Origin of the sequence: Ferrovibrio sp. (assembly GCF_036381655.1) — a bacterium.
GTDB lineage: Bacteria > Pseudomonadota > Alphaproteobacteria > Ferrovibrionales > Ferrovibrionaceae > Ferrovibrio.
The window spans coordinates 50,048-63,561 of the sequence record NZ_DASVCJ010000065.1; the positions used below are offsets into that span (position 1 = coordinate 50,048).

Sequence of the window (13,514 nt, forward strand, 5' to 3'; positions counted from 1 at the left end):
GTTAGGAACCGGCATGGCGAAACAAGCAACGGCCCCTGACGCCACCGAAGCCCCCGAAAAGGAAGAAGTGGTTGATACCCCGCTGATCGATGCATCCGTCGCGGCCATTAAGCGCATGTTGGCCAAGGCGAAGGAGCGCGGCTACGTCACGTATGACGAGATCAACGCCGTGTTGCCGCCCGAACAGGTCTCCTCCGAGCAGATCGAGGACACCATGGCGATGCTCTCCGAGATGGGCATCACCATCGTGGAGTCGGAGGAGCAGGACGACGGAAACGCGGACAAGGACGAAGCCGAACTCGAGAACGAAGCCCCTGAGGGCGAAACCGCGCCGGCCAAGGCGGAAGTCGACCGCACCGATGACCCGGTGCGCATGTACCTGCGCGAGATGGGCTCGGTGGAGCTGCTCTCGCGCGAGGGCGAAATCGCCATCGCCAAGCGGATCGAGGCCGGCCGCGAGAAGATGATCGGCGCCATCTGCGAAAGCCCGCTGACGATCCAGTCGATCGTGAAATGGCGCGACGACCTGGTCGACGGCAAGATCCTGCTGCGCGACGTGGTCGATCTGGAAGCGACCATGGGCGGCGGCGCCGGTCCCGAGCCGGGCATGGAAGGCGAGGACGAGGACGCAGCGGTCGAAGCCGCCGCGCCGAAGCCGGCGAAGCTCGAAATCGTCGCCCCGGCGAAACCGGCGGAAGCCAAGCCCGACAAGAAGGCCGCCAAGCCGAAGGACGCAGAGCCCGATGGCGAAGCCGCTCAGGCGCCGGCTGAGGAGATGGACGAGGACGACGAGGCCAATCTGTCGCTCGCCGCCATGGAAGCCCAGCTCAAGCCGCAGGTCCTGGAAGCCTTCGACGCCATCGCCAAGCATTACAAGAAGCTGCAGAAGACGCAGGAAGAGCGCCTGCAGGCTGCCTTGGCGCACCAGGAGATCGATGCCAAGAAAGACAAGGCGTACCAGAAGCTGAAGCATGAAATGGTCCGCCTCATGGAGTCGGTCCATCTCAATAACAGCCGCATCGAGTCGCTGGTCGAGACCATGTACGGCCTCAACAAGCGGCTGATGATGCAGGAAGGCAAGCTGCTGCGGCTGGCGGAGAGCTACAAGATTCCGCGCGATGAGTTCCTGAAGAATTACGAAGGCCAGGAACTCGATCCGAAATGGCTGGAAAAGGTCGCCAAGCTGAAGAGCCACAAGGGCTGGGCCCGCTTCGCCGAATCCGGCGCCAAGGAGGTCAATCCGATCCGCGAACAGATCGCGGCGATCGCCACCGAATTCGGCCTGCCGATTTCGGAGTTCAAGCGCATCTACAAGCAGGTGCGCGAGGGCGAGCGCGAAGCCAGCGTGGCGAAGAAGGAGATGGTGGAGGCCAACCTGCGCCTCGTCATCTCGATCGCCAAGAAGTACACCAACCGCGGCCTGCAGTTCCTCGACCTGATTCAGGAAGGCAATATCGGCCTGATGAAGGCGGTCGATAAGTTCGAATACCGCCGTGGCTACAAGTTCTCGACCTATGCCACGTGGTGGATCCGGCAGGCGATCACGCGTTCGATCGCCGACCAGGCACGCACCATCCGCATTCCGGTGCATATGATCGAGACGATCAACAAGCTGGTGCGCACCAGCCGCCAGATGCTGCATGAGATCGGCCGCGAGCCGACGCCGGAGGAGCTGGCGACCAAGCTCGGCATGCCGCTGGAGAAGGTCCGCAAGGTGCTCAAGATCGCCAAGGAGCCGATCAGCCTCGAGACGCCGATCGGTGACGAGGAGGATTCGCATCTCGGCGACTTCATCGAGGACAAGAACGCCGTCCTGCCGGTGGATGCCGCGATCAACTCCAACCTGCGTGAGACCACCACGCGGGTGCTGGCGACGCTGACGCCGCGCGAGGAACGCGTGCTGCGCATGCGCTTCGGCATCGGCATGAATACCGACCACACGCTTGAGGAAGTCGGCCAGCAGTTCTCGGTCACCCGCGAGCGCATCCGCCAGATCGAGGCCAAGGCGCTGAGGAAGTTGAAGCATCCGAGCCGGTCGCGTAAATTGCGCTCGTTCTTGGATACCTAAGAGGCACGGCGCCTCGGTATCTGCCGGGGCGTTTTCCTCGCGCTTCCGGGCCTGTAGCTCAAGTGGTTAGAGCCGGCCGCTCATAACGGTCTGGTTGCAGGTTCGAGTCCTGCCGGGCCCACCATTTCCCCTCGCGATTATTTTCCGCCAGCAGCCGAAACTGTGACGGATTCTGCTATTTCGCCCTGCGCTCGGGGTGTAATCTTCCCCCAGGCGCATGCGAAAACAGTCCCTGCCATGACCGACACCGCAACCGGCATCCGCCGCAAGCTCACGACGATCTTCTGTGCCGATGTCCAGGGCTACAGCGCCCTGGTGGAACAGGATGAGGTCGGCACCATCGCCCGCCTCAAGCAATACCGCGCGGCGATGGTGGAGGAGATCGAGCGGCGCCAGGGCCGCGTGATCAACACCTGGGGCGATGGCCTGCTTGCTGAATTCGCCTCGCCGGTCGAAGCCGTCTCCTGCGCCGTCGAGGTGCAGCGCCGCCTCGAAATCCTGAATGGTGGAGAAGCGGAACGGCCGCCGATGCAGTTTCGCATCGGCATCAATCTCGGCGATGTCATGGTCGAGGGCGACGACCTTTATGGCGAAGGGGTGAATGTCGCCGCGCGGCTGGAATCCCTGGCCGAACCCGGCGGCATCTGCATTTCAGGCACCGTATTCGAACAGGTCCGCAAGAAGATCAATGTCGGGTTTTCGTTCCTGGGCAAGCGCGAGATCAAGAATATCGCCGAGCCCGTGCCGGCCTACCACGTATTGCTCGATCAGAAGACCGAAGCGACGACGCCGCGCCGAACGGATGATGGGGCATCTCCTGGCGCTCTCCGTCAGCCGGAGGTCGTGAACAGGGCGATGGCGGAGTGGACGCGCCTTGCCTGGCGGTTCGGGGTCATCCTGGCTGGCCTGATCATCATCAACTTGCTGACGTCGCACCGTACGTTGTGGTTCGTCTGGCCGATGCTTGGAATGGGGCTGTTCCTGGCGCTGCGTTTTCCCTTCGGGTCCTTTCCGGAAGGACTATGGCCGCCGCGCCGCCGCGACGGCTGATGACCTCGACGTCACGTCCGGCGGTTTTCCGTCAAGGCATTGTCCTGAAGGCTTCGATATTGCGGTGCTGACCGGTCGAAAAGCCGATCCGCTGATGTGCGCCTTCCGTTACCCAGGCGCCGGGCGCCAGCCAGAAAATCAATGCAAAGCAGCAGAATCCGGCAGCAATCAGCACGGCATAGAGGGCACAGCGCAGATAGATTTCGCGCAATGTACCGGTGATGATCCGCTGCGCCGCCTCGGGCCGCAGTTCGATCTGCCGGTTCAGCAGCAGCCAGACCTCGGTCCGCCTATACGAGCGATGCGTCACCCATGTCGCCTTGAGCAGCAGGACACAGGCGACGATCAGGGTGAGGATCGCTCCCGATTTGATCGCTTGGAGCGGATCGGCAATCAGGCCGATCATGACGCACCAGATCGCCAAACCGGCGAAGAAGCAACCGCGACCGACCGAGTGAACCGCCAATGTCCTGACCCGCATTTCGATCGGTTCAGGCATGGCCGCTCCGCTCAGATAAGGCCAGGCAGGGTCAGCAGGATCGCGCTCCCCAGCCACACCAGCATGGATATCTGATCGCTCTGCTGGCGCCCGGTGAAACGTTCGAACAGCGCCGCCGGCACCCCGGACAGCACCAGCGTCGAAACGGATACAATCAATGACGTGCCATAGAGGATGGCGATCGAACTGCGCGGCGCGAATTCCGGCAGCCAGACCGGCGCCAGGATGAAGACCAGCGGCACCAAGGGCGAGACGAAGCCGTTGATCAGTGTCACGCCGAGCACGGCGACGAACAAATTGCGCGGATTCATGACGCCGCCCCCGCCAAGGTCGGCGCCAGACCATAAGCGGCAAAAGCGAAATGCGCCACGTAACGCAGCGCGAAAGCCCAGAAGGCCGTCATCAGCGGCAGAAAACGGGGATTGATAAACCGTGGCGTGATGAAGTCCGTCAGCCATATCGCCCAGTTCGTCAAAAGCCTGAACCAGCGGAAGATGTAGTTCGGATGATCCGGCGGCAAGAAGGCCATCATCAGGAAACGGCCGATACAGGTCCATCCGACGACGGCGAAGCCATAAGCAACCACCCAGTACGGCAGGTAGTTCCAGAAAAAGTCGGGTTGCGATGTCATGGATTTCCAGCGGAAGCGATAAAGGAAACGGCGGGGACCAGTCCAAGGTCCCCGCCGCCATCGAAAGAAGCGATGATTTAATGGATCACGGCATCTTCAGCCCGGGCCAGCTTCACCTCGCCCCGCGGGATGCGGATGCTGTCGATGAAGTCCTGCATCTCCTTCGAGGGCTCGGCCGTCATCTTGCTGACCACATAGGTCACGATGAAGGCCACCGGAAGGCCGAACAGTCCGGAAGAGACGTTCTTGATCCCGAACCAGAGCGGCATGTGGTAGAACTGCGTCATCACCAGGTAATAGACGCAGACGCCGTAACCCGCGATCATGCCAGCGACCGCACCGGTATTGGTGGTGCGTTTCCACCAGATTCCCATCACCAGCGCCGGGAACAAGCCGGACGCGGCAATCGAAAAGGCCCAGGCCACCATCGACAGGATGGTCGAAGGCTTGGTCGATGCCACCCAGGCCGCGATGATCGCCACCACGACCAGCAGCACACGGCTGATGATCAGGCGACGCTTGGTCTCGGCATGCGGATTGATCATCCGGTAGTAGATGTCGTGGCTGAGCGCGTTGGCGATGGCGAGCAGCAGGCCATCGGCCGTGCTGAGCGCCGCCGCCAGACCACCGGCCGCAACCAGGCCCGCGATGACATACGGCAGGCCGGCGATTTCCGGCGTGGCCAGCACGATGGCATCGGCCGCGATCCTGAACTCGCTGAGCTGCAGAATACCGTCGCCGTTGCCGGTCACGCCCTTGCACAAGGCAAAGCGCGCGGCGGCATCGGGGCGGTCGCAGGTTCCGACCAGGCCAATCTCACCCCAGGACTGAACCCACTGCGGGAGCTGATCGATGTGGAGACCAATCACGTTCTGATACACTTCCAGCTTGGCGAAGGCGGCATAGGCCGGCGCCGTGAAATACAGCAGGAAGATAAAGAACAGGCTCCAGGCCACCGATTTGCGAGCGTCACGGACGCTCGGCGTCGTGAAGTAGCGCATCAGGATATGCGGCAGCGCCGCCGTGCCGACCATCAGACAGAGGATCAGCGCGAAGAAGTTGACCGCGTCGATGAAGCTCAATTCGCCCTTGGCATTGGCGAACGGCATTACGTGCCCCTTCACCACACCGATGGACTTCTCCAGAACCTCGATCTTCTCGAGCGCCTGGCCGTACATCAATTGCGGGATCGGCACGCCGGTCACCTTGGCCGACAGGATGATCACCGGGATCAGGTAGGCAATGATCAGGATGATGTACTGTGCCACCTGCGTCCAGGTCACCGCCCGCATGCCGCCGAGCATCGAACAGACCAGGATACCGGCCAAGCCGACGAAGACTGCCACCTCGAAGGAAATGCCGAGGAAGCGCGAGGCGATGATGCCGACGCCGAAGATCTGCGCCGTCACGTAAGTGAACGACGCCGAGATCAGAACGACTACGCCGCAAAAGCGCGCCAGGTTGCCGCCGTAACGGGCGCCGAGGAAGTCAGGTACGGTATACTGGCCGAACTTGCGCAGATACGGCGCCAGCAGGATCGAGACCAGCAGATAACCGCCGGTCCAGCCCAGCACGAAGGCAAGGCCGTCATAGCCCAGCAGATAAAGCGTGCCGGCCATGCCGATGAACGAGGCGGCCGACATCCAGTCGGAGCCAGTCGCCATGCCGTTGTAGAGCGCCGGCACCTTGCGGCCGGCGACATAGTATTCGCCCATCTCCGCCGTGCGCGACAGGATGCCGATCAGCGCGTAGACGCCGACGGTGAGGAACACGAAGAGATAGCCGATGATCCGGTTCGGCACGCCCATCTGTTCCAGAATGGCCAATAGAATCACAAAGGCGGCAAAGCCGCCGGTATAGATTCCATAGATCTTGCCAAGGTTGTCGATGAAACTGCGACCCCCGCTTTGGGTGTTGTTCGCCATAGCGTCGTTCCCTTCCCTATTCGTCTTCCGCCACGCCGAACTCTTCATCGACCTGGTTCTGTTTCGAAGCGAACCAGAATAGCGCGATGACAAAGGCGATCAGCGAACCCTGCGCGGCCATGTAGAAGCCGAGGGGGAAGCCGATGATGCGGATTGTGTTGAGCTGCGGCGCAATGAAATGCACCACGAAACCAAAGAAGAACCAGATGCCCAGCATGGTCCACATCAGACCTGATGTTCTGGACCAATAGGCCTTGGCCTTTTCAGGAGATAAGTCTGACATGAGCGATCCTGCCCCTGAGGTTGTTGTTGTCGTTGTCGTCCTGGTGCGAGATGATTGATTCCATGCACCAGCTGCTGGGATTATAGGCAGGGCGAAGCGGTTCATCGCATTAGACCAAGGTCAAACGGATCGCATCAAGGAACACGCAGGAACATGATCGACAGCGAACCGGGCTTATTGCGCCGCACATGGGACTTCTTCTTTCCGCCGGCGGTTTCGACTTTGGTCGAATTCAGGACCTTCGTTTCCGGCGAAGCCGCCTATTTGGCGCAGAAGACGGTGATCGGCTATTGCCGGGTCAAGACCATGCACGACTACGAAAAGCTGCTGACCGAGGCTGCTTTCCGGGACGGCCTGGAGGTCTGCCGCTGGGAGGCCTATGCCGGCACCCTGGGGGACACGCTGATCCTGACCGAGGGCATGCTGCGGCCGGCCGACGAGCGGACGCGGGCGCGACTGGCCGCCGCCGTCGCCGCGCTCTATCCGGACCTGCTGGACGAAAGCTGCCCGCCGCATCGCAGCGACTGGCAGGACCGCAAGGAAGCCTTCGCGCGCCGCTTCGCATTGTCCCGCCAGGCGGAACCGGCACAGCCGGATCATGTCGTCGAGGGAACAGCGGCGCTGATCCACGAACTGGCGCCGATCCACGACCGGCTCAAGCGCCACGACCTAGAAGTGATCCTCGGCGACCTCCGCCTGCATGCGCTCGCCATGCACAGCGCCATGCTCAAGCGCTTCCGGCGCGAGGCACTGGTCCGGGCTTTGGCGGAGCTTCCGGCAGCCAACGGCGCCGCGGACGCCAGATAGCATGCTGCGGCGATCGGCCGATGGTCTGCTCAGCCGGCTGATCGGCGCCGCGAGAACCATCTCCAGCCGCGCGCCGGCGCGCCTCGGAACGGCAGCAAGTTTTCCAGCCGACGAACCGCTGGCGACCCTGCCGGTCGCCATCCTCGACACCGAAACCACCGGCCTGAACGTGGCGCACGACAGGCTGCTCGCCGTTGCAGGGTTGCATAGCCGCGGAAGCCGCTTGGAGACCGCGCCGCCGCTCGACTATCTGGTCTATCCCGGCATCAAGATTCCGAAGCGAGCCATCGCGATTCACGGCATCGACGATCGCAAGGTTGCCGCCGCGCCGCCTTTCGCCCTGATCTGGCCAAGCATCCAGATCTTCTGGCACCGCCGGGTGCTGGTTGGACATAACATCGCTTTCGACCTGGCGCTGTTGCGCCATGAAGCCGAGCGCCATCGCCTGGCCTTTCATCCGCCGGCTGCCGCCATCGATATCGGCATGCTCTACGCCGGACTGAAGCCGCGCGCGGCGGCAGTGACACTGGATGCCATCGCGCGCGCTCTTGCCGTCGAAATCGCCGGCCGCCACAGCGCGCTGGGCGATGCCGAGGCCGCTGCCGCGATCTGGCGGCATCTGCTGCCGGCGCTGGCCGGGCTCGGGGTCGGCACGCTGGGCGGCGCGCAAGCTCTCATCGCCAGGCAGCGCGACCTGATGCATGGCCAGGGCAAGGCCGGCTGGGCCGTCGACCTGCTGCTGCCGCACAAGCTTCGGAGCGCGCCGTGAGCGAACTGCCGCACGATCTCGAACCCTATCGCCGGCGCGTATCGGAGGTCATGCGCAGACCGGCGCGCGACATCGCCGAAGCCGCCACGCTGGTCGAGATCGCCGCCGCCATGGCCGCCGATCAGCGCGGCGCGCTGCTGGTCGCCGACCGCTACGGTCGTCATGTCGGCATCCTCACCGAGCGCGACCTGACCAGGGCGCTGGCCAGGCGTGGCGCTGCCGCTCTCGCGCTGACGGCACGCGACATCATGACTGCCGATATCGTCGCCATCGCCGAAAACGCTTTCCTGTTCCGCGCCATCGGCCGCATGCGGCGGCTGAACCTGCGCTATCTGCCGGTGACCGACTATGCCGGCCGCTTCATCGGTATGCTGTCGGCCCGCGCCTTGCTGCAGCAGCGCGCCCTGGAAGGCCAGGTGATCGCCGACGAACTCGATGTCGCGCAGGATGCGGCCGAACTGGCCCATGCCCGCGCCGCCCTGCCGGAGCTGGCTGCGCTTTTGCTGGCCGAAGGCTCCAGCGCAATCGCCATCGCAGCCGTGATCAGCAGCATCTATGCCGACATCACTGCCCGCGCCGCCGCCATAGTGGAGGCAAAGCTGACCGCAACGCATGAGCCGCCTCCTGCGCCCTGGTGTGTGCTGATGCTCGGTTCGGGCGGACGCGGCGAAAGCCTGCTCACGCCGGATCAGGACAATGCCATCATCCATGCCGGCAGCACCGAGGATGACGGCTGGTATGCCCGCGCCGGCGAAATGATCGCCGACCTGCTCAACGAGGCCGGCATCCCCTACTGCAAGGGCGGCGTGATGGCGAAGAATACCGCCTGGCGCGGCAATCAGGGGCAATGGCGCCTGCGGGTGACCGACTGGATCCGCCGCCATTCGGCGGAGGCCTTGCTGAACGTCGATATCTTCTACGATCTCAGGCCGGTCTATGGCGCGTTGCGGCTCGGCGAGAATTTGCGTCTGGAGGCGGTCGCCGCCGCCCGCGCCTCGCCGCTTTTCCTGCGGCTCCTGGCCGAGCAGGCAGCGCAGATGCCGCCGGCCATCGGCCTGTTCGGCCGGCTGCGGGAAAAGGACGGCCGCGTCGACCTCAAGCTCGGCGGCCTTTTGCCGCTGGTCAGCTCCGCCCGTGTGATGGCGCTCAAGCTGGGCAGCAATGCGACAGGTACCGGCGAACGCCTGCAAGCGGTTGCCGCTAAGGGCGGCCTGATCGGCGAGGAGGACCTGGCACGGCTTGCCGAGGCCCAGGAGCTTCTCCTGAGGCTGATGCTGCGCCAGCAGATCGCCGATATCAGAACCGGCGCCAAGCCCGGCAGCCGCGTCGACCCCGATGCACTGGCCCGCCGCGACCTTGTCCGGCTGAAAGCGGCGCTGAAGCATCTCGAATTGCTACCCGAGATGGTGCAGGGCGTGCTCACGCGCGGCTGAGCGCGGGTGTCGCTTATGGAGAACCTTCTAAACAGCCAGGATCAAAACTCCTTGCGCGTCCTCACCCGGCCATCGCTTCCGGACCGCGGCGGCACCTTGCTGGCGACGGCATTCACCGCAACGGCCAGCCGCTTCGGCGCAATCTGGCAATAGCTGCGCCGGACCAGCTCGGCCACCTCGTTCCACTCGGGCCTGCCGTCGAGCCACATGCCGACCCAGCCTTTGTGACCCACATAGGGCGGCACAAAGAAGCGCCGCGGATCGGCGCCAACGAGGATGGCCTGACTGCCGGGCAACGCCTTGCACCAGAGCGACAGCCGCCCTTCGGTTTCGGTTTCCATGACGAAAATTTTCCTGCGCACCCGATAGGTCGGGATGTCCCAGGTCTCCTGCTCCACCGCCTCAGGCAGAGCAAGGCAGATTTTGCGCAAACGGTCTGACGGCTTCATTATCGAATTCCATTCAGTAGTCCACACGCCAGCTATCCGCCAGCCCGCTGCGCCCCGCTATATCCCGACGATGGGAATCTCGCGTCAGGCGCGCAGTTTCATGCCCTCACATTCGCCTGCCCCGCTAGCGGCGGCCGGTCACGTAGAAGTTTTCGCCGCCGACGCAAATCTGGCGTAATCTGCGGCCATGAAGGACGCCGACGCTCTCTTCGCGGCCTTGCGGCAGTCCACCGATCCTGAAGCCGCAGATGCCATCGACGATCTGGTCCGCAATGCACCCGACCACGCATTGTGCCGCGTCAATGTGCTGTCCTTCGCCGCCGAGCGCAAGCTCAACGAGGAGCGCGCCATCGGCGCCTTTCTGCATGCGGCAAGGCTCGGCCTTTTCGAATTGTCGTGGAATGTACTCTGCCCGGGCTGCGGCGGCGTGCTGGCCGCCAACACGTCGCTCAGGACCGTGCGCAGCGAACATTACAACTGCGCGCTCTGCGCAGCCGGTTATGAGCCGACGCTCGACGAGCTGGTCGAGGTCACCTTCACGGTATCGCCGCGCGTCCGCCGCATCGCCGCGCATGATCCGGAAAGCCTGTCGATCGCCGAATATTCCCGGCAATATTACTGGGGGTCCGGCATCGAACTGCCGGCGAACTTCGCGGAAATCGTCGACGAGCTGACGCTCGAAACCATCGAACTGCCGCCGGGCGAGCGGGCGATCCTGTCGCTGCAGTTGCCGGCGCAATTCGCCATTGTTTTCGATCCCGTCAGCCATGCGGCGCAGTTCCTGGATGTGCAGGGCGAGCCAACGCAGGAGCGGCAGAGCCTGTCGATGATCCTGAATGACACGCATACGCCGAATGAGGCGGTCAGGCTGCGGCCCGGCCCCTTGCGGCTGCAACTCGAGAACAATACGCATCATCGCGTGCTGCCGGGCGTATGGATCGCCGACGACCGTCTGCACGATCTGCTCGGCCATCGCCGCCCCTTCCTGACGGCGAAGCGCCTGCTGACCAACCAGAACTTCCGCGATCTGTATCGTACCGATACGCTCGATATCGACCAGCGGCTGAAAATCGTCAGCCTCACCTTCCTGTTCACCGACCTGAAAGGCTCGACCGAGCTTTACGAGCGGGTCGGCGATCTGGCGGCTTTCGATCTGGTGAAGGCGCATTTCCAGGTGCTGCACGAGATCGTCGCTTCCGAGGCCGGCGCCGTGGTCAAGACCATCGGCGATGCGGTGATGGCGACCTTTCCAACCCCGGAGCGGGCGCTGGCGGCGGCCCTGCGCATGCGCGAGGCAATGGGCAGCTTCAACCGGGCCCATGGCGGCAGCCAGGACCTGCTGCTGAAGATCGGCATCCATGAAGGTCCCTGCCTCGCGGTCATGCTGAACGAGCGGCAGGATTATTTCGGCCAGACCGTCAACATCGCATCGCGGGTGCAGAACCTCGCCGCCTCGCACGCGATCTTCGCAACCGGCGCCGTGGTGGAGGATCCGCAAACCACTGCGCTGCTCAAGCATGCCGGCCTGATGCCCAGGCCGCAGCCGCAGCCACTGCGCGGCATCAGCCAGGAAGTGCCGGTCTACGAAATCCCCTAGCAAATTCCCTTAACGCTGCCATCGGGAACCGATCCGGTCGCTCCTGGGTTGAACGCAAGATCCATGGAGGCACCAAATGGCAGACAAACGCGACAAACAGCCCAAATCCGACCAGGTTTCGGCGCATGACGTTGACGAACTCGACGATGCGCACAAGTCGAAACGCGATGTGGAAGACGAATTGGATGCCGGTTTGGAAGGCACCTTCCCGGCGAGCGATCCCGTAGCGATCAGCCAGCCGACGACCGCCACGCCGCAAAAGAGAGACAAGCCGGCTGCCGAAGCCGGTAACAAAACCCGCGATGCCGTCGAAAACAGCGCTCCCCCTCGGCGCGTCAATGTCAGCGAAACCGAGGAAATCCGCTACTGGACGCAGCGCTTCGGCGTTTCGGAAGAAGAATTGAAAGAGGCCGTCCGCACCGTCGGTTTCATCCCGGCCGATGTCGCGGCCTTTCTCGGCAAACCGCTGTGATCGGCAGCAGCAGAGCTTGACCTGGGTCAAGGTTCACGCGGGGGAAACGGACAAGGCTTTCGCTGACGCGGCTCCCATGCATCGTCAGCGAAAGGAAAATCTCATGACCGCCAGCCCCTACGAACTGGTCAGCCGACATGTCGCCGCCCTGCTGGAGGACGGCGCCAGGGCCGCCATTCCGCCGGAAACCATTGCCGGTACCCTGATCACGGAAGCGGTGCGCGTGCTGAAGCGGCATCGCACGCTAGACGATATCCGCTCCGAGCTGATGTTCGTGATCGACAATCTGGAAGAGCGCGATTACGAATTCATGCGGCCCTGACGTCCTGGCGGACGGTGTCGCAAACGTCTAGAAAAGGCTGCCTTGCCGCTCGTCCCGGTCGGATTTTCCCGGCAGCACGAAAAGATCGCTGCGCGTCGGCAGACGCCGCTTGTTGAAACCGAGCCTGCTGCAGGCCAGCTTGAAACGCTGCGCGATCAAATCGGCATAAGGTCCCTCGCCGCGCATGCGGTTGCCGAATTGCGGCACGTAATCGGCACCGCCGCGCGCCTCGCGCACCATTTTCATCACCCGCGCGGCGCGGTCGGGATAATGCTCCTGCAGCCATTCGCGCCAGATCTCCTTGAGCTCCAGCGGCAGGCGCAGCAGCACGAACCCCGCCTCGCGCGCGCCGGCGTCATAGGCCGCCTCGAGGATGCGCTCCAGCTCCATGTCGTTGAGCTGCGGGATCATCGGCGCCGGCATCACGCCGCAGGGAATGCCGGCCTCGTTGAGCAGCCTGATGGCTTCCAGCCGCTTCGGCGGCGTGGATGCCCGCGGCTCCATCGCGCGGGCGAGCTTGCGGTCCAGAGTGGTGACCGAGACATGGACCTTCACCAGATTGAGCCGGGCCATTTCCGACAGGATGTCGATGTCGCGGGTGATCAGGAAATTCTTGGTCACGATGCCGAGCGGATGGCGCGTCTCGAGCAGCACTTCGAGGATGCTGCGGGTGATCTTCAACTCGCGCTCGACGGGCTGATAGGGATCGGTATTGGTGCCCATCGAAAGCACGGCCGGCTTGTAGCTCCTGGCCGCAAGTTCCTTGCGCAGCAATTGCGCGGCATTGCGCTTGACAACGATCTGGGTTTCGAAATCCAGCCCCGGCGAAAAACCGAGATAGGCATGCGTCGGCCGCGCGAAACAATAGACGCAGCCATGCTCGCAGCCGCGATAGGGGTTGATCGAGCGGTCGAAGGGGACGTCGGGCGACTTGTTCCAGGCGATGATGCTGCGGCTGGTATCCTCATGCAGCACAGTCCTGAGCGGCTCGGCCTCCTCCAGATTGCCCCAGCCGTCGTCCTCGCGCTGGCGCCGTTCGGCTTCGTAACGGTTGGTGGCATTGTTGATCGCGCCGCGGCCATGCCGGGCATCGGGATGGGCATGGTCGGCGGCAGTCGAAATCGTCCTCGGAGTCAGCTTGCTCATGGCGTCCTCACCGGCCGCCATCATACAGGACTATAAGAACATTTCAAGAAACAAGAACGTCGA

15 protein-coding genes and 1 tRNA gene are annotated in these 13,514 nt (G+C 63.4%); 9 read left to right on the forward strand and 7 right to left on the reverse strand.

The features are described 5' to 3' along the window. Positions 1–13 precede the first annotated feature (13 nt). The 3 genes from rpoD to VF194_RS14005 all read left to right on the forward strand — a co-directional run bounded on the left by rpoD (position 14) and on the right by VF194_RS14005 (position 3,118). Positions 14–2,068, forward strand: a complete 2,055-nt coding sequence (gene rpoD, locus VF194_RS13995; RefSeq protein WP_330891795.1) for an RNA polymerase sigma factor RpoD — start codon at positions 14–16, stop codon at positions 2,066–2,068. 47 nt (positions 2,069–2,115) lie between these two features. Continuing rightward, positions 2,116–2,192: transfer RNA gene (locus tag VF194_RS14000), tRNA-Ile, on the forward strand. A gap of 113 nt (positions 2,193–2,305) precedes the next feature. After that, a complete protein-coding gene (locus VF194_RS14005) occupies positions 2,306–3,118 on the forward strand; it encodes an adenylate/guanylate cyclase domain-containing protein (protein WP_330891796.1) in 813 nt (270 codons plus the stop codon). A 31-nt stretch (positions 3,119–3,149) separates the two neighbouring features. On the opposite strand, the gene VF194_RS14010 is transcribed toward VF194_RS14005, so the two are convergent. The 5 genes from VF194_RS14010 to VF194_RS14030 all read right to left on the reverse strand — a co-directional run bounded on the left by VF194_RS14010 (position 3,150) and on the right by VF194_RS14030 (position 6,456). Beyond that, positions 3,150–3,617, reverse strand: a complete 468-nt coding sequence (locus tag VF194_RS14010) for a hypothetical protein (protein ID WP_330891797.1) — start codon at positions 3,615–3,617, stop codon at positions 3,150–3,152. 11 nt (positions 3,618–3,628) lie between these two features. Continuing rightward, complete coding sequence (locus VF194_RS14015; protein WP_330891798.1) at positions 3,629–3,928, reverse strand: hypothetical protein; 300 nt, start codon at positions 3,926–3,928, stop codon at positions 3,629–3,631. Then, entirely contained in the window at positions 3,925–4,248 is a 324-nt protein-coding gene (locus VF194_RS14020; RefSeq protein WP_330891799.1) for a hypothetical protein, read from the reverse strand. Before VF194_RS14020 ends, VF194_RS14015 begins: the two co-directional genes overlap by 4 nt. Before the next feature lie 77 nt (positions 4,249–4,325). Next, on the reverse strand, positions 4,326–6,173 hold the full coding sequence (locus VF194_RS14025) for a sodium:solute symporter family protein (protein ID WP_330891800.1): 1,848 nt from the start codon (positions 6,171–6,173) through the stop codon (positions 4,326–4,328). Positions 6,174–6,189: 16 nt separating this feature from the next. Further along, positions 6,190–6,456: a DUF4212 domain-containing protein gene (locus VF194_RS14030; protein ID WP_330891801.1), complete on the reverse strand. Its 267-nt coding sequence runs from the start codon at positions 6,454–6,456 to the stop codon at positions 6,190–6,192. 153 nt (positions 6,457–6,609) lie between these two features. On the opposite strand from VF194_RS14030, the gene VF194_RS14035 reads away from it, so the two are divergent. Genes VF194_RS14035 through VF194_RS14045 form a run of 3 tightly spaced genes read left to right on the forward strand, consistent with a single transcriptional unit; the run spans position 6,610 to position 9,465 of the window. After that, a complete protein-coding gene (locus VF194_RS14035) occupies positions 6,610–7,263 on the forward strand; it encodes a hypothetical protein (protein WP_330891802.1) in 654 nt (217 codons plus the stop codon). A gap of 1 nt (position 7,264) precedes the next feature. After that, positions 7,265–8,032 (forward strand): 3'-5' exonuclease, encoded by a 768-nt coding sequence (locus tag VF194_RS14040; RefSeq protein WP_330891803.1) that lies wholly within the window; start codon positions 7,265–7,267, stop codon positions 8,030–8,032. After that, complete coding sequence (locus tag VF194_RS14045; protein ID WP_330891804.1) at positions 8,029–9,465, forward strand: DUF294 nucleotidyltransferase-like domain-containing protein; 1,437 nt, start codon at positions 8,029–8,031, stop codon at positions 9,463–9,465. Before VF194_RS14040 ends, VF194_RS14045 begins: the two co-directional genes overlap by 4 nt. Positions 9,466–9,506: 41 nt before the next feature. Here the strand turns inward: VF194_RS14045 and VF194_RS14050 are convergent, their stop codons facing one another. After that, positions 9,507–9,914: an MmcQ/YjbR family DNA-binding protein gene (locus VF194_RS14050; RefSeq protein WP_330891805.1), complete on the reverse strand. Its 408-nt coding sequence runs from the start codon at positions 9,912–9,914 to the stop codon at positions 9,507–9,509. Between the two features lie 187 nt (positions 9,915–10,101). On the opposite strand from VF194_RS14050, the gene VF194_RS14055 reads away from it, so the two are divergent. The 3 genes from VF194_RS14055 (at position 10,102) to VF194_RS14065 (ending at position 12,305) form a co-directional block, all read left to right on the forward strand. Beyond that, a complete protein-coding gene (locus VF194_RS14055; protein ID WP_330891806.1) occupies positions 10,102–11,511 on the forward strand; it encodes an adenylate/guanylate cyclase domain-containing protein in 1,410 nt (469 codons plus the stop codon). Between the two features lie 76 nt (positions 11,512–11,587). Continuing rightward, entirely contained in the window at positions 11,588–11,983 is a 396-nt protein-coding gene (locus VF194_RS14060) for a DUF3606 domain-containing protein (protein WP_330891807.1), read from the forward strand. A 103-nt stretch (positions 11,984–12,086) separates the two neighbouring features. Further along, positions 12,087–12,305 (forward strand): hypothetical protein, encoded by a 219-nt coding sequence (locus tag VF194_RS14065; RefSeq protein WP_330891808.1) that lies wholly within the window; start codon positions 12,087–12,089, stop codon positions 12,303–12,305. A 27-nt stretch (positions 12,306–12,332) separates the two neighbouring features. On the opposite strand, the gene VF194_RS14070 is transcribed toward VF194_RS14065, so the two are convergent. Then, positions 12,333–13,451 (reverse strand): PA0069 family radical SAM protein, encoded by a 1,119-nt coding sequence (locus VF194_RS14070; protein ID WP_330891809.1) that lies wholly within the window; start codon positions 13,449–13,451, stop codon positions 12,333–12,335. Positions 13,452–13,514 lie beyond the last annotated feature (63 nt).